At 41.8% G+C, this 20,306-nt stretch carries 22 protein-coding genes and 1 tRNA gene; 16 read left to right on the top strand and 7 right to left on the bottom strand.

The genetic code is table 11. The features are described 5' to 3' along the window. Position 1 precedes the first annotated feature (1 nt). On the bottom strand, positions 2-805 hold the full coding sequence (locus tag ACOYVE_RS10785; protein ID WP_422881909.1) for a hypothetical protein: 804 nt from the start codon (positions 803-805) through the stop codon (positions 2-4). A gap of 66 nt (positions 806-871) precedes the next feature. Between ACOYVE_RS10785 and ACOYVE_RS10780 the strand changes: the two genes are divergently transcribed. Next, positions 872-1,765 carry a DUF4835 family protein gene (locus ACOYVE_RS10780; protein WP_422881907.1) on the top strand — a complete coding sequence of 298 codons (894 nt, stop codon included), beginning with the start codon at positions 872-874 and terminating at the stop codon, positions 1,763-1,765. Between the two features lie 6 nt (positions 1,766-1,771). Here ACOYVE_RS10780 and ACOYVE_RS10775 read toward each other — a convergent pair whose 3' ends face one another. Continuing rightward, positions 1,772-2,893 carry a hypothetical protein gene (locus ACOYVE_RS10775; RefSeq protein ID WP_422881906.1) on the bottom strand — a complete coding sequence of 374 codons (1,122 nt, stop codon included), beginning with the start codon at positions 2,891-2,893 and terminating at the stop codon, positions 1,772-1,774. A gap of 21 nt (positions 2,894-2,914) precedes the next feature. Next, the gene (locus ACOYVE_RS10770) at positions 2,915-4,051 is read right to left on the bottom strand and encodes an aminotransferase class I/II-fold pyridoxal phosphate-dependent enzyme (RefSeq protein WP_422881995.1); all 1,137 of its coding nucleotides are present in this window, start codon (positions 4,049-4,051) and stop codon (positions 2,915-2,917) included. A gap of 152 nt (positions 4,052-4,203) precedes the next feature. On the opposite strand from ACOYVE_RS10770, the gene ACOYVE_RS10765 reads away from it, so the two are divergent. Further along, a complete protein-coding gene (locus tag ACOYVE_RS10765) occupies positions 4,204-5,196 on the top strand; it encodes an NAD-dependent epimerase/dehydratase family protein (RefSeq protein ID WP_422881904.1) in 993 nt (330 codons plus the stop codon). On the opposite strand, the gene ACOYVE_RS10760 is transcribed toward ACOYVE_RS10765, so the two are convergent. Then, positions 5,127-5,591, bottom strand: coding sequence for a GIY-YIG nuclease family protein (locus tag ACOYVE_RS10760; RefSeq protein WP_422881902.1), 465 nt, complete (start codon positions 5,589-5,591; stop codon positions 5,127-5,129). The genes ACOYVE_RS10765 and ACOYVE_RS10760 overlap by 70 nt on opposite strands. After that, positions 5,575-6,000 carry a c-type cytochrome gene (locus tag ACOYVE_RS10755; RefSeq protein ID WP_422881900.1) on the bottom strand — a complete coding sequence of 142 codons (426 nt, stop codon included), beginning with the start codon at positions 5,998-6,000 and terminating at the stop codon, positions 5,575-5,577. Before ACOYVE_RS10755 ends, ACOYVE_RS10760 begins: the two co-directional genes overlap by 17 nt. 89 nt (positions 6,001-6,089) lie before the next feature. Between ACOYVE_RS10755 and ACOYVE_RS10750 the strand changes: the two genes are divergently transcribed. The 8 genes from ACOYVE_RS10750 (at position 6,090) to ACOYVE_RS10715 (ending at position 14,890) form a co-directional block, all read left to right on the top strand. Beyond that, positions 6,090-6,162 (top strand) — tRNA-Ala (locus ACOYVE_RS10750). 606 nt (positions 6,163-6,768) lie between these two features. Next, complete coding sequence (locus ACOYVE_RS10745) at positions 6,769-7,302, top strand: hypothetical protein (protein WP_422881898.1); 534 nt, start codon at positions 6,769-6,771, stop codon at positions 7,300-7,302. 248 nt (positions 7,303-7,550) lie between these two features. Next, on the top strand, positions 7,551-9,089 hold the full coding sequence (locus ACOYVE_RS10740) for a carboxyl transferase domain-containing protein (protein WP_422881993.1): 1,539 nt from the start codon (positions 7,551-7,553) through the stop codon (positions 9,087-9,089). A 9-nt stretch (positions 9,090-9,098) separates the two neighbouring features. Continuing rightward, entirely contained in the window at positions 9,099-9,890 is a 792-nt protein-coding gene (locus ACOYVE_RS10735) for an enoyl-CoA hydratase-related protein (RefSeq protein ID WP_422881897.1), read from the top strand. Positions 9,891-9,909: 19 nt separating this feature from the next. Beyond that, positions 9,910-11,391, top strand: coding sequence for an acetyl-CoA carboxylase biotin carboxylase subunit (locus ACOYVE_RS10730; protein ID WP_422881895.1), 1,482 nt, complete (start codon positions 9,910-9,912; stop codon positions 11,389-11,391). 15 nt (positions 11,392-11,406) lie between these two features. Continuing rightward, complete coding sequence (locus tag ACOYVE_RS10725; RefSeq protein ID WP_014857401.1) at positions 11,407-11,913, top strand: biotin/lipoyl-containing protein; 507 nt, start codon at positions 11,407-11,409, stop codon at positions 11,911-11,913. 4 nt (positions 11,914-11,917) lie between these two features. Next, positions 11,918-13,711 carry an acyclic terpene utilization AtuA family protein gene (locus ACOYVE_RS10720; protein WP_014857400.1) on the top strand — a complete coding sequence of 598 codons (1,794 nt, stop codon included), beginning with the start codon at positions 11,918-11,920 and terminating at the stop codon, positions 13,709-13,711. An 18-nt stretch (positions 13,712-13,729) separates the two neighbouring features. Beyond that, positions 13,730-14,890, top strand: a complete 1,161-nt coding sequence (locus ACOYVE_RS10715; RefSeq protein WP_014857399.1) for an acyl-CoA dehydrogenase family protein — start codon at positions 13,730-13,732, stop codon at positions 14,888-14,890. Here ACOYVE_RS10715 and ACOYVE_RS10710 read toward each other — a convergent pair. Beyond that, positions 14,887-15,591, bottom strand: a complete 705-nt coding sequence (locus ACOYVE_RS10710; RefSeq protein ID WP_014857398.1) for an SDR family NAD(P)-dependent oxidoreductase — start codon at positions 15,589-15,591, stop codon at positions 14,887-14,889. The genes ACOYVE_RS10715 and ACOYVE_RS10710 overlap by 4 nt on opposite strands. A gap of 105 nt (positions 15,592-15,696) precedes the next feature. Here ACOYVE_RS10710 and ACOYVE_RS10705 point away from each other — a divergent pair, with 105 nt between their 5' ends. Further along, a complete protein-coding gene (locus ACOYVE_RS10705; RefSeq protein ID WP_422881892.1) occupies positions 15,697-16,311 on the top strand; it encodes an outer membrane beta-barrel protein in 615 nt (204 codons plus the stop codon). On the opposite strand, the gene ACOYVE_RS10700 is transcribed toward ACOYVE_RS10705, so the two are convergent. Further along, complete coding sequence (locus tag ACOYVE_RS10700) at positions 16,299-16,850, bottom strand: helix-turn-helix domain-containing protein (protein WP_014857396.1); 552 nt, start codon at positions 16,848-16,850, stop codon at positions 16,299-16,301. The genes ACOYVE_RS10705 and ACOYVE_RS10700 overlap by 13 nt on opposite strands. A gap of 121 nt (positions 16,851-16,971) precedes the next feature. Here ACOYVE_RS10700 and ACOYVE_RS10695 point away from each other — a divergent pair, with 121 nt between their 5' ends. From ACOYVE_RS10695 to ACOYVE_RS10675, 5 genes are all read left to right on the top strand, one after another. Further along, positions 16,972-18,324, top strand: a complete 1,353-nt coding sequence (locus tag ACOYVE_RS10695) for an MATE family efflux transporter (RefSeq protein WP_014857395.1) — start codon at positions 16,972-16,974, stop codon at positions 18,322-18,324. 52 nt (positions 18,325-18,376) lie between these two features. Beyond that, entirely contained in the window at positions 18,377-18,769 is a 393-nt protein-coding gene (locus ACOYVE_RS10690) for a hypothetical protein (protein WP_014857394.1), read from the top strand. An 8-nt stretch (positions 18,770-18,777) separates the two neighbouring features. Further along, the gene (locus ACOYVE_RS10685) at positions 18,778-19,359 is read left to right on the top strand and encodes a Maf family protein (protein WP_014857393.1); all 582 of its coding nucleotides are present in this window, start codon (positions 18,778-18,780) and stop codon (positions 19,357-19,359) included. A gap of 128 nt (positions 19,360-19,487) precedes the next feature. Continuing rightward, positions 19,488-19,910: a YtxH domain-containing protein gene (locus ACOYVE_RS10680; RefSeq protein WP_014857392.1), complete on the top strand. Its 423-nt coding sequence runs from the start codon at positions 19,488-19,490 to the stop codon at positions 19,908-19,910. A 9-nt stretch (positions 19,911-19,919) separates the two neighbouring features. After that, positions 19,920-20,297, top strand: coding sequence for a DUF948 domain-containing protein (locus ACOYVE_RS10675; RefSeq protein WP_041356127.1), 378 nt, complete (start codon positions 19,920-19,922; stop codon positions 20,295-20,297). Positions 20,298-20,306 lie beyond the last annotated feature (9 nt).

The following is a 20,306-nucleotide window of genomic DNA, read 5'->3' as shown; positions in this document are numbered from 1 at the left end:
TTTAATCTGTCCTGAGTATGATATCGAACTGATGTGATAGTCCGAGCTCGAAATGGGAATTAACGCTGTAACCCAATTCGAAAGATTTGAACGTTATTCCGATGCCGCCGCTGTATGTTTCCGGAAAATCCGATATACCCGCTCGCAGGTTCAGAAATTCCGCCAAATTGTATTCGACGCCGTATTGCAAAGCCGGTATGTATCCGATTTCTTTGTATAGGCTTGCGTATAGGTCTATCGCGTCGATTATTTTGTAGAAAACTCCGGCGCAAAAAACCGTCGGGAATTGATTGTCGAAATCGCCGATTGATGTGCCGGTTATGTTTTTTACGAATACGCCGGTAATTACTCTGTCGTTTATTTGAGCGGTCAAACCAACGTCTGCAAAAAAGAAATTCCGCGAGCCGTAATTGGCGATAGCGAGATTTTGCATCGAAAAATTTATACCTGCTGAAAAATGTTCATAAAAGCTGAATGCAATGCCCGTCTGAATCGTCTTTACGTTATAGAGTTCAAACCCGTATTTCATTAATCCCGCCGAAAATGTGGCAATCGAAGTCGGCTGAATATAAGCGGCATAGAACGTAGCAAGTTCTTTTAATTCAAAAGGGGAAGGGGAATAGAAAAAACCGATTTGCCTTGAAGAGCTCAAGGCTGCAGAGGCGGGATTATAAAAGATTGCAAACGGGTCGCGGCAGCTAATCACATCCGAGGAATTGAGCGCCGTTCTGCGGGCGCCAGCGCCGGTTTGAGCGAAACAATTTACTACAATCGGAAGTAGAAGAACAAAACTGATTTTCTTCATCGTTCATCCGTGATTGTATAAAATTATTTAATTATTTATCTTGCTATAAAATTTGCAGGAAGAAAAATGAAAAAACTAATACTGGTAATAGTCGCATTATTATTAACGACAGTAAAAGCACAGGAATTGGATGCTACAGTTGTAGTGAATTATGAACAGCTGCCCGTTGCTGCAAAGGAAAGATTAATAAATTTTCAAAGTCAGGTGGAAAGTTACTTAAACAATACCAAATTTACCACAGAAAATTGGGGCGATTATAAAATCAGATGCGGATTCAATATTTTCTTCCTTAAAGCCGCAGACGACGAAACCACATATAAAGCTCAGGTAGTAATTACAAGTCAAAGACCGATAGAAAATTCGGAACGAAATACATTGATGCTGAATATATTCGACAATGCGTGGAGCTTCGCTTACGAAAAAAATCAAGCGCTCTATTTCAATCAATCCGATTTTGACCCGCTCGTCAGTTTCCTCGATTATTATGCATACGTAATCATCGGATTCGACAGCGATTCGTACGGAAAACTTGCCGGCACTCCTTATTTCTCGAAAGCGCTGGATATTGCAATCAGAGGAATTAATACGGCTTATATGGAAGGCTGGGAATCGAAAAGCACGCTCTACAGCCGCAGGGGACTTGTGGAAAATTTAATGAATGCAAAGTACCAACAGTTCAGAATGGATTATTACGATTATCATTATAACGGTCTGGACTTGTTGAATTCGGAGCCGGAAACGGCGTATAATAATATTGTAAAACTGATAAAGAATCTGGATAGAGTAAAAGACCAATTGGATCCGAGAAGTCCGTTGTTGAAAGTATTTTTCGACGCAAAAGCGGGCGAGATTGCGGAACTTCTGAAAAACTATCCCGAAAACAAACCGCTGTTGGAGGCTTTGAAAAAAATCGACCCGCCTCACATTTCCAAATACGACGAGGCGATGAAAGTCGATTGATTCGAGCTAAATCGGGATATCGTAAATACGGTATTTTTTATAGAGTTCTCCGTTCATAACGTGAGCGCCGCGGTTCATCATTTCATTGTCCTCGAGAATCCAGCTGGCTTCTCCGAGATAAATTCCCAGTTCCGCTGCGCGGTTTACTATTTCCCAGTAGAATACCGAATCGAGACCTCTTTTTTGAAATTCGGGTATTATGCCCAATGTAATGATCCTGCACCAGGTGATCTTCTTCCGTTGCGTAAAAAGCTTGATGAAATTGAACGGGAGGAGTTTGCCGTTCATATCTTTAAAAATCTGGTTGTAATCGAGCATGACGAGCGCAAAACCTACGAGTTTGTTGTCGATCTCGCCGAACAGCACTAATGACGGTTCAACCAACGGTCTCAAATCTTTTGCCATAGCGTCGATTTCTTTTTCCGTCATTGGAATAAATCCCCAATTGGGAGCCCAGGCTTTGTTGTAAACATATTTGACCTTATCCAGTTCCGCTTTGAAATTCTTCATATTCAACTGGGTTATCTTAATGTTAGAGCGTTTGCGAGCTATTTCGGCTACTCTTCTCAATTTATCGGAAGAAACGACTTTATCGTGTTCTAATTTGTATGCATACAGGTCTTTTGCTTTTTGGAAGCCGTAGTTGTCGCAGAGTTCCAGATAATAACGCGGATTGTAGGTCATTAAAATACGCGGAGTATCTTCGAATCCGTCAATCAGCATTCCCCATTCATCGTTTGAAGAAGGATTCGCGGGACCTCGCATCGTATCGAAGCCTCTTGCTTTGAGCCATTCTTTGGCGGCGTCGAATAATCTATTTGCAACCGCCTGATCGTTAATCGACTCGAAAAATCCCCAGAATCCGACTTTGTCATTATGATATTTATTGTGCAAATGATTGCTGATTGCCGCAATTCTACCGACAGTCTTGCCGTTTTTTTCTGCCAGGAAGAGTTCCATATCGGCGTGTTCAAAGAACGGATTTTTTTTCTTGTCCAGAATCTTCTTCTTGTCGTATAAGAGAGGCGGAACCCAATACGGGTCGCCTTTGTAAATTTCCCACGGAAATTTGAGAAATGTCATTAAATCCTTTTTGGATTTCACCGTTCTTATTGTAACTTCCGACATTGAAGATACTCCGTAATAATTTTAGATTAATCCCAATTCTTTGCCAACTTTCTTAAATGTATTGATAATATAATCGAGGTGTTCTTCTTCGTGTGTCGACATATAACTGGTGCGCATCATTTGTCTGCCCTGCGGAACGCCGGGCGAAATAAATACGTTGACGAAAACTCCTTCGTCAAACAGACGGCGCCACATTTGAAATGCAAGAGCGTCGTCGCCTACAATAACGGGCACAATTGCGGTTCTGCCATCGAGCACATTGAAGCCCGCCTCTTTTAATTCGGTGCGTACTTTATTTGCATTGTCGATCAATTTCTGCACGCGCCACGGTTCTGCTTCTAGAATATCCAAAGCCGCTAGAGCAGCCGCAACGGACGCCGGAGTGGGGGAAGCGCTGAATATCAATGCGGGCGAATGGTGTTTGAGGTAATTGATTACACGTTCTTTCCCGGCGACGAATCCGCCGAGCGACGCAAACGTTTTGCTGAAAGTTCCCATTGTAAGGTCGACTTCCTCTTCGAGATCGAATTCGCTTGCGGTTCCTCTTCCGCCTTTGCCTATTACTCCAACCGCATGTGCGTCGTCGATTAGCAAACGGGCATTGTATTTTTTTGCAAGGTCTACGAGAGTAGGCAGGTCTACAATTTCGCCGCCCGTGCTGAAAACGCCGTCGCTTACGATTAACTTGCCCGCTTCGACGGGAATTTTTTTCAATACTCTTTCGAGGTCGTTCATGTCGTTGTGTTTGTAGCGTACCAGTTCAGCGGTAGCGCCTCGAGCCATAATTTGACCTGCGACTATACATGCGTGATTGTCTTTATCGGAAACCACGTATTCGCCGCGCTGTACCAGCGTTGCAATTACCCCCTGAGCCGTTTGATAACCCGTGCTGTATAAAAGTACCGCTTCCGTTCCAAAAAATTTTGCCAATCTCTCTTCCAATTCAACGTGTAAATCGAGCGTTCCGGTAAGATATCTTGAACCGGAACATCCCGTACCATACTTTTCAACTGCTTTAATAGCCGCTTCTTTTACTTTCGGATGAGCGGTTAATCCTAAATAATTGTTTGAACCCGCCATTACAATTTTTCTGCCTTCGATTTGCACAACGGGTCCTTCGTTTTCTTCGATTGGTCTGAAGTAGGGATAAACACCCATTGCCTTAACTTCGTCTGCTCGGGTGAAATCGTAACATTTTTTGAATATATCTACCAAAATACCTCCGAATTTTATTTGTATTTTTATCTTGCTTATATTTAGAAATAATTTTTTTCAATTAACTTAAACAATATAAAGAAATATTTAACACTATGGAATCGAAAATTACATCTGTCGTTACGGGAGCTTCGGGCTTCGTGGGAAGCCATCTGGTCGATTATTTATTGTCTAAAGGTCACAAAATTAAATGTATTTTGAGGGAAACGAGTTCGAGGAGATGGCTCGAAAATAAACCGGTGGAAATTTATACTACCGGATTGTTCGATAAAGAAGGGCTTAAGGAAGTATTGAAAGACGCCGACTATCTGTTTCATATTGCCGGAGTTGTAAAGTCAAAAACCGAAGAGGGATATTTCAAAGGGAATGTGGAAACCACCAGGAATTTACTCGATGCCTTGCTCGAAGTAAATCCTTCTATAAAGAGAGTCGTAATATCGAGCAGTCAAACCGCATGCGGTCCGTCTCTCGACGGAAAACCCGTGAATGAAGAAACACCCGAACATCCTATTACCACATACGGAAGGAGCAAACTCGAGCAGGAAAAAGCAGCCAAAAGTTATATGGATAAATTGCCGATTACAATTGTGAGACTGCCTGCCGTTTACGGCGAAAGGGATACGGAAATTTATCAGGTATTTAAAACCTACAAAATGGGTTTAATGACTCTCGTAGGATTCGACAATAAGAAGTTAAATCTCATTCACGTAGCCGACGCGGTCGAAGGCATTTATCTGGCGGCTGTAAGCGAGCAATCCAAAGGACAAATTTATTTTATCGCATCCGAGAAAATTTACGATTGGCACGAAATAAGCGAAGCAATTAAAAAAGCTTTCGGAAGGGGAGCTTTGAAAATAAAAATACCGCATTTCCTCGTTTATGCCGTAGCTGCAATAGCGGAATTCTTTGCCCTCTTCAGCAAAAAGGCGGCTACGTTCAATATGGAAAAAGCAAGGGATTTTGTTCAACCCGCCTGGACGTGCGACGTGTCGAAAGCCGTAAAAGAACTGGGCTTTCGTCAAAAAGTTTCGCTGGAAGAGGGAATGAAACGCACTATCGATTGGTACCGAGAAATGAAATGGTTATAGTCGAGCTGTCGTTCCGAATAAAGCAAGTGCGAATCGCATCGGTTGCAGTCTGAATTTCCAAAGCCGGGGGCAGTCGATATCAAACCGAAATGTTCGAGCAGTTCTGCGACAAGATCGCACTCGAAATCTTTACCCTCCTTATTGAAAATAAATATTTTGTTAATATCGAATCGGCTTGTAATATAATCGATATGCCAATAAATGTTCTTGCTTTTTTTAAGATGGCGTTCGATTCGTTTGCGCAAATTCTTCTGCGCGCTGCCTGCGTAGTAATAAAATCCTTTTGGAAATTTACGACCTTCGTATTTCTTTATAGCCGTATAAAAGTCGTCCGGCGCAATAATTTCGAGCAGATAAATACCGGAATCGGAAACCTGGTCAGTTATTTTTGGCACCTTCTTTAACCCAGGTTCTTATTGCGCGTATCTGTTCGTCTGTCAAAGGCCAGTATCCCAGAGGCGGCATCGGATTGACGGTTCTGCCTTCCACTGCAAGAACGAGACGGCTGTTATCCGGATATCCCGGGGCGACTATTAAAAAATTAGCCGTTGTATTTGCATGCGAAGTCAGGCTCAAACCTCCGGCCATATCGGCGTCGTTATGGCATCCCGAATAACTGCACTTGGCGTCGAATACAGGTTGAATATGTTCCGAATAACTGATATTCGACTGTGGAATCGGGCGCGAATCGAGTTCGCTTTGATTTATTGTATCGTCGCAGGAGTAAAAAATAATTGACGCCGAAATAATGAACAAGACGGACGAGATTAATTTGCTTTTCATATTTTTTGATTTTTTGTTCATAAAGATATTTTTATAAAAAGAATTAAACAAATCGAAATAAACTCTTTGTGGAAAAAGGAAAAGATTTATATCTTTGCGTATTGAAATACGGGGCTGTAGCTCAGTTGGGAGAGCGTCTGAATGGCATTCAGAAGGTCAGGGGTTCGAATCCCCTCAGCTCCACAACATTAACTTATTGTAATACAATAATTTAGAAGCGGTTTTTATTAAAGCCGCTTTTTTTATTGTTATCAGTTTGGATAGTATTTTGGATAGTTTTTCATCAAAATTTTGTCCGCTCGTCTATTTGGCGCCTTAATTGTTCAATTGCGGTGTAATAAAATGCGCTCTCTTTCATTTGTTTGGCAATGAAACTTTCTTTTGTTACTTTTTTACAATTCGTTATCCAATAACAGCGCCCCAGCATCTTAGGAGATCGTTTGGTAACAATCGTTTTGTGAAGTAATTTAAAATAATGGTCTTCATTAATCTTGCCTGAAGAATATAATATCTTAATCCCACTCTTTCACAATGTTCTTCCCGAAATTCTAATCACATTAATTCTCACGGTATTATTGATTTGTCAGTTTTCCTTTAATTTGGAAAAATCATCTTAACCTCTGTTTAAATGCTCGATTAACATTCTAATTTCTCTAGCCGATTCCAAAAAAAGTAGATATAAACCTGAAAAATGCTTATCATCTTTTTGCTGTTTCGAATACATTTGTTTTATAAAGATTCATGCGCACAAAAATGAGTTAATAATCACTCATTAAAAATAGATGGAAAATGGAATCGATAACAAAAAATATCTGGATTCTTCTGACTTTAATAATTCCCGGATTATTTACTTACGGCATATGGCGGATATTGATGCTTCTTTATCCGCTTGCAAAAGTCAGTTCCGAATCGCTTAGCCGCATCGACGAATCCGCATTGGTATCGGCGAGTATAATTACAGCAATTGCATTAATCCAGCAGTCCGCGGGTCTTGTAATCGAATCGTTATTGTATGCGTTGGTTTTCAAAAAGAAGGAGAAATGGGTTAATATGTATTCCGTCATCTGCAAAAGATTCGAACTGGAAGCGGCGGGCAAACTCGATGACAACACGAAAAGAATTATCGGAAATTTCTTTTTGTCGGTAAATATGAGCGTTGGATTGATACTGTTAATTATTTATTTCACGGCTTACGAGAGCTTGTCGTTCAATCATTGGATTCCCATAACATTGATTATGCTTATTGCGGCGTCCGTTACGGCTTCGGCATTCAGACTCCTGAATGCCGCCAGAGCGGTTTCGGTCTATAAATCTAAACCGTAACCCTGTTAGAATAAGATTTGATTTTGAAAATTAATTCGCTAAATTGCAATAGAGTGTCTTAAAATCCGAATAAATTATTGGGGGGCTTCAGTTAGATCGACTTCCTGCGCTTTTCCGGAGCAATCAGCTGATGAAATAAATTTTATTGACAGCTGAATAATTTAAGGAGAAATCCGTTGCAACGACTGAAGTCGAACATTAATCCGAACTCGCCCGAGTTCAAAGAAAACGCTTCGCTATACCGCTCTCTGATCAAACAGTTTAATCAACGCATTGAACAAGTTAAAAACGGCGCTTCTAAAGACGCCGTCGAAAAACACAAAGCCAGAGGCAAACTCCTTCCCAGAGAACGAATCGAACGGTTGATCGATCCCGATACGCCTTTCCTGGAACTGAGCCAGTTGGCGGCGTTCGACCAATACGACAATCAATTCCCATCCGCCGGAATTATAACCGGCATCGGAGTTATTCACGGGAGGGAAGCGGTTATTGTAGCCAACGACGCGACGGTTAAAGGCGGAACTTATATTAAAGAAACTATCAAAAAGCATTTGAGGGCTCAGGAAATTGCAATGGAAAACAATCTGCCGTGCGTTTATCTGGTCGACTCGGGCGGGGTTTTTCTGCCGCAGCAAGCCGATGTCTTTCCAGACAGAGACCATTTCGGCAGAATTTTTTACAATCAAGCCAGAATGTCGAGGATGGGAATTCCTCAGATATCCATCGTAATGGGCTCTTGTACGGCAGGCGGCGCATACGTACCCGCTATGTCGGATGAAACTATTATAGTTAAAAATCAGGGAACTATTTTTATAGGAGGTCCCCCTTTGGTTAAAGCCGCTACCGGCGAGGAAGTAACGGCCGAAGAACTCGGCGGCGCCGACGTTCATACGAGAATTTCCGGCGTGTCCGACCATCTGGCGGAAGACGACGTTCACGCTTTGAAAATATGCAGATCTGTTTTTGAAACGCTGCCCCAAAACAAAAAACAATTCGTAAACATTGCCGCTCCCGAAGAACCGTACTACGATCCGAATGAACTTTACGGAATTATTCCGCTTGATATTAAAAAGCAGGTGGACGCGCGAGAAATTATAGCGCGCATAGCGGACGGCAGCAGATTTCATGAATTCAAAGCGCGCTACGCTCCTACAATTGTTACCGGTTTTGCGCGCATTATGGGATTTAGTGTCGGTATAATCGCCAATAACGGCATTCTCTTTTCGGAGTCTTCTCTCAAAGGAGCTCATTTTATCGAGCTGTGCGCGCAAAGAAAAGTCCCGATTGTTTTTCTTCAGAACATAACCGGCTTTATTGTAGGAAAGCAATACGAACACGGAGGAATCGCTCGGGACGGCGCTAAATTGGTCCATGCGGTCGCAAATGCCGACGTGCCCAAGTTTACTGTTATTACAGGCGGGTCATTCGGAGCCGGCAATTATGCAATGGCGGGACGAGCGTTTAATCCGAGACTCCTTTTTATGTGGCCCAATTCACGAATATCGGTAATGGGCGGGCAGCAGGCGGCAAGCGTCTTGATTCAGATTAAAGAAACTCAATTGAAAAAAGAACGCGGCAAAGCTTTGAATGAAGAAGAAAAAGAAAAACTGTTGAACGAAATTCTCGAAAGTTATGAATACGAAAGCTCGCCTTATTTTTCGACGTCCAGATTGTGGGACGACGGAATAATAGATCCTGTCGACACAAGAAAAATTCTCGCGCTCGGAATTTCTATGTCTTTGAACAAACCGATTCCCGAACCGCGTTACGGCGTTTTCAGAATGTAGGAGAATTAAATGAAAAACTATAAAACGATCAATCTTATCCGTGAAGACGAAGTCCTTAACATCGTATTTAACAGACCCGAAATACATAACGCTTTCGACGATTTAATGATTGAGGAATTGATTGACGCAATTGATACTGCGGAAACGGAAGACTGTCGTTTACTCGCATTTAAAGGCAACGGCGAATCGTTTTGCGCCGGCGCCGACCTGAACTGGATGAAGAAAATGGCTCAGTACGATTATAATACGAATCTCGAAGACAGCAAAAAACTGTCCAAATTAATCGATAAAATATATTCGTTTGCCAAACCGACTATTGCGCTTGTGCACGGCGCCGTCATCGGCGGGGGAAACGGCATCGTTGCGGCATGCGATCTTGTTATCGCAGAAGAAAATTCTTTCTTTGTGCTGAGCGAAGTTAAAATCGGATTGGCGCCTGCGGTTATCAGTCCTTACGTTATCAAAAGAATCGGCGAATTTAACGCGCGCTATTTAATGCTTTCAGGCAAAAGAATAGACGCTTTCGAAGCAAATAAAATGGGACTTGTGAATTTAGTCGTCAAACAAAATGAAGTTGATAAAGTATACAAAGAAAACGTCGAGCTGTTTTTGCGATCCGCTCCAGAGGCTGTCAAAATATGCAAGAAATTGATTCGCGATATCGTAAACGTTTACAGCTACGAAGAAGCCGGAAATATTACCGCAAAAATTATTGCCAAGATGCGAGTTTCCCCAGAAGGGCAGGAAGGGATGAACAGTTTTCTTGAAAAACGAAAACCTTCCTGGCGTAAAAATAAATAAATTTATTGCCGGAAAATTTATGATAAAAAAAATCCTGATTGCCAATCGATCGGAAATAGCCGTCCGAATTATTCAAACTGCCCGCGAAATGGATATCAAAACCGTTACGATTTATTCTTCGGACGACCGCAATTCTTATTATAACAGAATTTCCGACGAATCCGTTTTTATAGGCGATGGAAGTTTGAAGGATACTTATTTGAATATCGATAAAATAATTGAAGCGGCAAAAAATTCCGGCGCCGACGCCATCCATCCCGGCTACGGATTTTTGGCTGAGAACGCCGATTTTGCGCAGGCGTGCGTCGACAACAATTTGATTTTTATCGGTCCCTCGCCGCAGGCAATTCGAACTATGGGAAATAAATTAAACGCGAGAAAATTAGCCGGGCGCTTAAACGTGCCGGTTCTTAAAGGAATTACAGGAGATGTCAATACAATCTTAAAAGGCGCGGATAATCTTGAATTCCCATTGATCATTAAAGCTGTGGCGGGCGGAGGCGGCAAAGGAATGCGAATTATTAATTCCAAAAAAGAACTGCCCGGCGCGCTCGAAGCCGCAGGAAGGGAAGCCAAAAGTTATTTCGGGGACGGAACCGTTTACGTCGAAAAATATATAACCAAACCGAAACATATCGAATTTCAAATCCTGGGAGACAAATTCGGCAAACTTATTCACTTGAATGAACGAGAATGCACAATTCAACGCAGATATCAGAAAATTATCGAAGAATCGCCTTCGCCTTCTGTTAATGAGGATTTAAGAGTTAAAATGGGAAACGACGCTCTTAAATTAGCCCGCGAAATAAATTATTATAACGCGGGGACTGTCGAATTTCTGTTGGATGAAAAAGGACGTTATTATTTTCTTGAAATGAATACTCGAATTCAGGTTGAGCATCCGGTTACAGAATTTGTTACTGGTATCGATTTGGTTAAGCATCAAATACTGATTGCTTCCGGCGAACGACTCGATCTCGATACAATAGATCCGAGAGGGCATGCGATTGAATGCCGAATTTACGCCGAAAATCCTTTGAATAATTTCAGCCCGTCTCCCGGTTATATTAACTTTATTAAATTCCCGCACGGCGCGGGCGTAAGAAACGATGCCGGTATTTTCGAAGCCGCCGAAATCCATCCTCGCTACGACCCGATGATTTCCAAATTAATTACATACGGCGAGAACAGAAACGACGCGATTAATAAAATGATTTACGCGCTTCAAAATTATGCGGCGCACGGTATCGATACAAATATTGAATATCTCCTGGTAATCCTCGAAAACAATAAATTCAGGAAGAACGAATTCTACACCGACTTTTGCAAAACAGAAGAAACAAATTTGAAAGAACATATGAATAAAAAGAGAAGAGTAATTGAAGCCGAAATGCTTGCGGCAATTTATGCTGCAAATAAACTTGCAGCTAAAGACGATGTGAAAAACGGGAAGCCGATTGAAAACGAATATAATGTATGGAAGATTATCGGAAGTCTTTAATTCAGGGAGCTAGGAATGCAACATAACTTAATTATAAACGGAAAAGAAATCGCTATTACCGCCCGGAGAATATCAGATGAAAATATTTTCATTAAAACGGGGCAGAAAGAAATTGAAGCGAAAATTTTATATGCCGCCGATAATGAATTGATTTTGGCAATTGACGGCAAAAAATATCGCTGTTTTATTTCCGCATCTCGCGATAAAATTTATATCACCCTGGACGGAATAAATTATAAGTTGCGTGTGAATGAACCGGATGAAGATTACAACTCGGGCAACGCGCACGGTGGGGACGAAGAAATTAAATCCCCGATTCCCGGTAAAGTAGTAAAAGTTTGCGTTAGCGAAGGCGCAAAAATAAAAGCGGGCGATTTATTGATGATTGTGGAGGCAATGAAAATGGAAAATAATATTTACGCTCCTTTCGATTTATATGTTGAAAATATTTTTGTGCATGAAGGCGAAAGCGTCAATACGGAAAAAGTATTAATTAAAACAAAACCTATTTCTACGGAGTGAGATTATGAAAAATAAACTTCGCATTGCAAATGCGGGAGGTTTCTGGGGCGACGATTTGAAGGCATTCAACAGGCAAATAACTCAGGGCGAAATCGATTACCTCACAATGGATTTTCTGGCAGAAATAACGATGAGCATTCTTAAAAAGCAGATGACGAAAAATCCCGAACTCGGATATGTAACCGATTTTATAGAGCAGATCAGGGAAAACGCAGAATTGATTTCCGAAAAAAAGATTGTCGTTATAACGAATGCCGGAGGCATCAATCCCGTAGCCTGCGGACAAAAAGTAACGGAAGTATTGAACGAAATGCGCCTCGACCTGAAAGTGGCAGTTGTCTACGGCGACGATATTGTAGATAAGATTGATGAATTTTATCCGGAAAAAACTTCGTTTCGGAATATCGAAACAGGAGAAGACTTCGAAACTGTAAAAGATAAATTGCAGACCGCCAATGTATATCTGGGAGCGAAACCGATTGTGGAAGCGTTGAAAAAAGGAGCGCAAATAATAATTACCGGCAGGGTTACAGATACGTCGATTACAATGGCGCCCATGATTTATGAATTCGGGTGGAGTTATGACGACTGGGATAAGCTCGCATCGGGAATTGTAGCCGGACACATAATCGAATGCGGAGCCCAGGCTACGGGCGGAAATTTTTCCGATTGGAGACTGGTCGACAAATGGGAAAATTTCGGATACCCGATTGTCGAAATTTATCCCGACGGCGAATTCGTCGTAACAAAACACGATAATACTGGAGGAGCCGTAACGATCGATACAGTTAAAGAACAACTGCTTTATGAAATGGGAAATCCCTCCGAATATATTTCGCCCGATGTGATTGCGGATTTTAAATCAATAGAACTCGTTCAGGAAAGCGCCGACAGAGTGCGCGTAAAAAATATTAAAGGCAAGCCTTCGACGCCTTATTATAAAGTGTCGATGGCTTACGAGGACGGTTATAAGATTGAAGGCTCGGTAATCGTAAGCGGTCCCGACGTACTCCGTAAAGCCGAAAAAATTAAAGAAATTTTCTGGAACAGATTGGGAATCGATTTTGAGAGAATCAATACTGAATTTGTCGGATTCAACGCCTGCCACGGTTCGCTTGCGGAGTACGACGATACGAACGAAATATTATTGCGCTTCGGCGCATACGATTACGATTTGAAAAAACTGAATGAATTCTCGAAACAAATAGCGCCTTTGATTTTGAGTTCGCCTCCCGGAATCGCAGTTACAGGCGGTCGCCCCAAACCCCGGAATGTAATTACTTACTGGCCTGCGCTCATCCCTAAATCCGTCGTTAAAGCTTATCTTCTTATCTTTCCCGATGCTCAATATGAAATCGAGACGGTTACCGGCTTTGAAAAAGAAATTGAGAACGACAACAACGAAGCGCAAATATCAGATGGCGTAGAATCGTTTACGCCCGTATTGCCGGAGCAGGCCGATACATCGGTAAGATTTTACGACCTTTGCCTGGCTAGGTCCGGCGATAAAGGCGATACGGCAAATATCGGAGTAATTGCCAGAAACGAAAAAATTTATCGTTTCCTTAAAGATTATCTTACCGCCGATTATATGAAATATCTTTTCAGGGATCTATGTAAAGGCAAAGTTGTAAGGTATGAATTGCCCAACCTGAATGCGTTTAACTTTTTGCTCGAAAAATCGCTTGACGGCGGAGGCACCCGCTCTCTGAAAATCGACGCGCAGGGCAAAACTTATGCACAGGCGTTTCTTAATCAAAAAATTTCCGTCCCGCGGCGCATTCTAAACGATGATTAACAAAATTACGGAGGAGCAATGAATTTTGAACTGGACGACAACTATGGACTATTGAAGAATACGGTTAGGGATTTTGCTGAAAATGAAATACGACCGGCTGCAAAACAACTCGACGAAAACGAGGAATTCTCGCTTGAGATTACAAAAAAGATGGGGGAGATGGGCTTTTTGGGAGTCACAGTATCGCCCGATTACGGCGGCCAGGGATTGGATTATTTATCGTATATAATTATTGTTGAAGAACTGGCAAGAGTCGATGCTTCGCAGGCTGCTACTGTTGCCGCACACAATTCGCTCGGGACAGGACCGATTTACAGATACGGTTCTAAGGAACAGAAAGAAAAATATCTTCCCGACTTAACCGCCGGCAAGGCTCTTTGGGCTTTCGGTTTGACCGAACCGAATGCGGGCTCGGATTCAAACGGTACAAATACATCGGCAGTCAGAACGGAACAGGGCTGGATTTTGAACGGGCAGAAGACATTCATTACGAACGGAGACACCCCTTTGACTATCGGCGCTACAATCAAGGCTCTAACGGGGATTAAAGATAAAGGTCATAAAGAGTTTAGCTGTTTCCTCCTTGAAACGGGAACTCCCGGCTTTACAACTTCCACGTTGAAAGGCAAGATGATGTGGCGCGCGTCGAATACAGCCGAATTATTTATGAGCGATTGCTTCGTACCCGAAGAAAATTTATTGGGAAAAATCGGCGAAGGTTCCAAAATTATGCTTTCCACGCTCGACTCCGGCAGATTGGCAATAGCCGCTATGGGATTGGGCTGCGCGCAGGGCGCATTCGAACTTGCTCTGAAATATTCCAAAACGAGAAAACAGTTCGGGCGGTTTATTGGCGACTTCGAAGTAAACTCGTTTAAGCTGGCAGATATGGCGATGAAAATCGAATTGGCAAGAACTTTCCTGTATAAAGCCTGTTGGTTGAAAGATAACAATAAACCATTTACTACCGAAGCCGCCATGGCAAAATTATATTGCTCGGAAATTGCCCGTGAGGTCGCCGACGAGGCTCTTCAAATTCACGGCGGATACGGACTGATGAAAGAATATGAAATAGAACGTTTTTACAGGGATCAACGATTGCTGCAAATAGGAGAAGGCACTTCGGAAATACAAAGGATTGTAATAGCGCGCCAGCTCGGATTGAATCCTATATTTTAACGCTCTAGCATTTTATAATCCTGAGCTCTGAATAATTCTCCGGCTGTCGAATAATCGTCCAACAACGCCGGCACAAGCGCTCCGGGCAATACGGTTTCAACTTCGAACCATGCATTCTTACCGCCCAAGTCGGTTTTAAGCCAGCCCGGATCCAGTAAATTTACAAGCACGTTATCTTTTTTTAGTTCGCCCGCTATATCTTTTGTGTATTTGTCGATTGCAGCTTTCGAAATCGAATAAGGCGCAAGTTGCGGCTGATTTTCAATTCCCGAAGTTACATTAATGATTCTGCCCCATTTTTTTTCTCTCATCTGCGGAGCAAATTCCGAACACAATTTGATAACAGCCCAAACATTTACTTCGAATATTTCTTTATAATGTTCTATGCTGATGCTAAAAAAATCTTCTTTGTATTTGCTCATTATTGCGGCGTTGTTATAAAGAATGTCGATTGCGCCGATATTCTCCATAATTTCTTTAACCATTTTATCGAGCGCTTTGCTGTCGGATAATTCGGCTTCGACGCAATGGATTTGAATTCCGCTTTCCGACAGATCTTCCTTAATTTTCGTCAAATTTTCTTTTTTCCTTGCGTGTAAAATCAGGTTGCATTTCCTTTCGGATAATCCCTTGGCAATTTGTCGTCCTATACCCCGGCTGGCTCCTGTTACTAGCGCCCATTTGTTTTCAAGCATTTTCATGGCAATTCTCTCATTTTTTAAGGAACAAATATAATAAAAAGGATATTTTAGTTGCATTTACATTATGCTATTTTTAGTTTACAATATCATTCAAAAGAGGGGATAATGAAAAAGTTATATTTGATTATGATTATCGTACTCATGCTTGGAAGCGCGAATGCTCAATCGATTGCCCTGGAAGGAAGATCTGCTATAGGTTTAAGTATCGGTACGTTTCTCAACTCTGAAAAAAGCAGCGCTACAGCCGCTTACAATGTAACGGCTTCTGCAACTGGATTTACGGGAAATTTATTCTATAGCAACTGGCTTGAGGAAAATTTGGCTTTACGGTTGAGTCTGGGTTTTTTGAACGGCTCTGCTGAAGTAAAAGTAGACGGCTGGAATACCGGACAGAGCGCCAGCAGCGTAGCGCCGTTATTGATGGGAATTAATTACTATTTTATTGACGAAGAACCGGGCAAAGTAAGACCTTTTGCAGGTATTACCGCCGGAGTTTATATCGGCAGCGAGGCAAAAAATTCCATACTTCAAGTTTCCGCAAAATCCGAATCCGTCTTCGGAATTAAACCGCTTGCAGGGATCGATTTTGTTTTAGGCAGACATTTTATTATGGGAGCCGAAGCCGGCTACAATCTTATAACGGATTTTAAAGATACTATCGGAGGAAGAAAAAATTACAGCGGCGGGGAGATTGCATTCAGATTCATCTATCTGTTTTGATTTCCCAGAAGTTTATTGATTTTTTCAGACGTCTCTTCGAGTCCTTTTGTCAATTCTTTTATGCGAGCTTCGAGTTTTTGAATCCTGTAGGACTCGTTGGATTCTCTGCCTCCGAGCAGCCAGTTTAAATCGCACCCGAGCTTCAGGAATTTCATCAATATTCTGGAGCCGGGTTCTCTTTTGCCGCTGATATACTGCTGCAATTGCTGAGGGGAAATTTCCATTGCGTCTGCGAGTTTCTTTAACGTGCCGAATTTTCTTCTGGCAAACAGACGTATCCGTTCGCCCATGAATTGATGCTGTTCGTCTTCGTCGAATAAATCGAGCGTATCTTTCTCGTCGTTGTCGAATAATCTCAGCTCATACTGATAATTATCCAACGCTTCTTTTATTTGAGCGTACAATTCGTCGTCGAGCGCTGATGAGTCGTGAAGCAGATAGTTGAGTGTATGCGTTTTAAGTCCTAATTGCCCTGCCAGGTGATTGATGCTAATCCCCAGAGTTTTGATAAGAGTCAATATTTCCTGTCTTCTGTCCATTCAGACGGATTGTTTTGTCCGCAAAATAGTAAAATTTTCCACAAATAGTTAATGTTAAATTAATTGCATTGGAAAGATAAATTATTTTTGATGTAATTCTTAAATCGATATTTTAGAAACCATGAAATTATTTTCTTTTACAGAAGATCATAAATATATACTCAAGATAGCTCTTCCGGCTATTGCGGGACTCTCCACTCAGATGGTCGTTTCGATGGTCGACACTGCGATGGTAGGGCGTCTTCCGGATGCCAAATATTATCTGGCTGCAATGGGTATCGGAGTTTTTGCAACGTGGGCTGTGGTAAGTTTTTTTTCGAGTCTTGCAACCGGTACGCATGTTGTGATTGCTCGGCGTTACGGCGAAAAAAATTATGAAGGCTGCGGTAAAGTTCTAAATACTTCGCTCGCGCTTTCGACTATGATTGGAATTGTTATCAGTTCTCTTGTGGTCGTTTTTGCCGATACGATTGCTAACTTTCTGGCTGTCGACGACAAAGTTGCATTTTATGCCGGCGAATATCTCCATTACCGGTTCCTCGGAATTCCATTCTTCCTGATGACCGTATCGTACAGAGGTTTTTATTTTGGTATCGGTAAGACGAAAATTTTTATGTTCTCCGGAATCATAGCTAATTTTTTGAATATAATTTTCAATTATATCTTTATTTACGGTATGTTCGGCATTGAAGGGATGGGACTCGCAGGCGCCGGTTTGGGTTCCACTTTGGCTACTGTGTGCGACGCGTTATTTTATTTTGGCGTTACCATTTTGCCTTCATACCGAAAATCGTATAAATATTTTAAAAATCTCCGTTTTGTGCCTGAAATCGCAAAGTCGATAATTCAAATTTCGCTGCCGGTGTCTATCCAGAATGTTTTTATTCTGATCGGCTTTTTGAGTTTTATTTCGATTACAGGATTAATCGGCACTCTGGAACAGGCTGCAAGCAACGTAGTGTTTACCGCTCTCTTAATTTCGCTGATGCCGTGTTTCGGATTCGGGATAGCCGTTCAAACGCTGGTGGGAAATAATCTCGGAAGAGGCGATACCGAACGCGCCCGGCATTACGGATTCGAAACCAGTAAACTGGCAGCTTTATATACTCTGATAGTCGGCATCGTTTTCCTGGCGGCTCCCAGAATAGTGCTCATATTAACTACAAATGACGGTAATGTTATTGAAACTGCCGCCCCCGCATTGAGGATAGCCGGATTCGGTCAGATTTTCTATTCCTTCGGAGTAGTGCTTGCTAACGGTCTTCAAGCCGCGGGCAAAACGTTTTTTGTGATGGTAGCGGAGGTAATTTCGAACTGGCTTGTTTTTGTGCCCATCGCATATTTACTCGGAGTAGTTTTCAAGCTCGGTTTGATTGGCGCGTGGCTGGCTTTGCCTTTCTATGTCATTCTTTATGCGGGTATCATTTATATCAAATTCAAGTACGGCAACTGGCAGACGTATAAAAAAGTATAGTAAATAAATACTTGACAATCTTAATATCTTCCGATATATTTGACATGGAAATATGAAAACAAAACTGACCATATTGACCATTTTGATTTCCGCTACGCTTCTCTACGCGCCGACTACAATTCTTGAATTTAGAGTGGAAAGCCAGGATAACAACGTTCTGATAACCTGGAAAACGTCGAGCGAAGTTAATCTGAGCCATTTCGAAATAGAACGCAGAACAGTAAACGGTCAGTTTATGTTTCTCGCCAGAGTCGAGCCCGAACCCGACAAAAGCTACGAATACGTCGATCAGACGGCATTTAAATCGACCGACGCTGTTTACGCTTATCGCCTTAAGATTGTCGACAAAGACGGTCAAACAGCCTACAGCGCGCCGCAAAACGTGGTGCACAGAGTTTCGAGCGTTAAACGCACCTGGGGTAGTATTAAAGCTTTGTTTCGATAATTTCCCTTATGATCGACAAAAAAATTCCAATTTATCTCGCATCGAAATCTCCCCGAAGACGAAAACTTCTTAAACTGCTCAATATCCGCTTCAAGTCATTTTCCGTAGACGTAAGAGAAGAATTACAGGACGGCGAACATCCGGTTAGAACCGTTAAACGCCTGGCTATGGATAAATTCAATGCCGCTTCAAAAAAAGTGAAAGAGGGAATAGTAATTACGGCAGACACGATTGTGGTCTTAAATAAAGAAATTCTGGGTAAACCCCGATCTAAAAAAGAAGCTTTTGAAACGCTCTCGAAATTGAGCGGGAACACTCACACGGTTTATACAGGATTTGTAGTTGCAAATTTATCGAGCGGCAAAAAAATCATCGATTACGAAAAAACCAAAGTTACATTCAGAAAATTAGAGCGCAAAGAAATTCTGAATTATATCGATAGCGGCAGTCCGATGGATAAAGCCGGCTCATACGGAATCCAGGACGACTATGGAGCTCTTTTCATTTCCAAAATTAACGGCTGCTACTATAACGTGGTCGGTTTGCCCATTGCAAAAGTTAATAAAGCCATTCTGGATATTATACGATAAATTTTAATCGAACTTCGCAATAGTAGAATTATTTTGTCGATTATTCAGTCCGATTTTCGTTCAAACCTTGATTTTAGAAAAGGCGGTTATTATTTTACAACACTTAAAAACAGACAAAGGAGGATTATATGCATAACGACGAAACAAGAGGCGTAGGAAAAGGAATTTTGATCGGATTTTTTGCCGGCGCAGCTGTCGGTTCGTTATTGGGACTTTTATTTGCGCCCAAAAGCGGGAAAGAATTGAGAGAAGATATTCGCGTTAAATCGAAAGACGTAATGGACGACGCCGAATCGTATCTGGCTGTAGCAAAAGACAAGGCGAATCAATTGATAAACGAAGGCAAAAAGAAATCCGAAAAACTTGTAGCCGAAACAAAAGAAAAAGTCGACGCGCTTCTGGACGAAGCCGAAAAAGTATTGTCCGAGGCTAAAGTCAAAGCTTCCGAAGCCGTTAAAACCGGCAAGGAAAAAGTAGAAAAAGAAAGCGATAAGTTGAAAACCGCCGTTAAAGCAGGCGTCGACGCTTATCGTTCCGAAAAAGAATCGTAATAAATTATTATGACTTTAATAGATATTTTACTGACTGTATTAATTCTAGCGGCAATATCTTTGTGCGTATTTTTAATCGTCTATCTGAAGAAAATTACGGACGATATTCAAGCCCTTCGTAAAGATATTGATATGCTAATCGACAAGACAATCCCCGCTGTCGACAATCTGAACGAAACCGTCGAGAAAGCCAAGAGGATTGTTTCCGACATTGAAGATTACTGGGCGGAAATCGACTCGTCCATTAAAAGATTCAAAGAAAAAGTGAATTCGTTCAAGACGGGAAATCTATTGAAGGAGGAAGAGAAAGCCGCTAATTTTGTATCGAATTTAAGAGCCGTCATTAAAGGTTTTCGGGCTTTTTGGTCTACACTGGCGCGAAAATAAATTTTCTCG

This window comes from Melioribacter sp. (genome assembly GCF_049325435.1).
Taxonomy (GTDB): Bacteria; Bacteroidota; Ignavibacteria; order Ignavibacteriales; family Melioribacteraceae; genus Melioribacter; species Melioribacter roseus.
The sequence above is the reverse complement of the archived record's forward strand: the minus strand, read 5'-3'. Positions and strand labels throughout refer to the sequence as shown.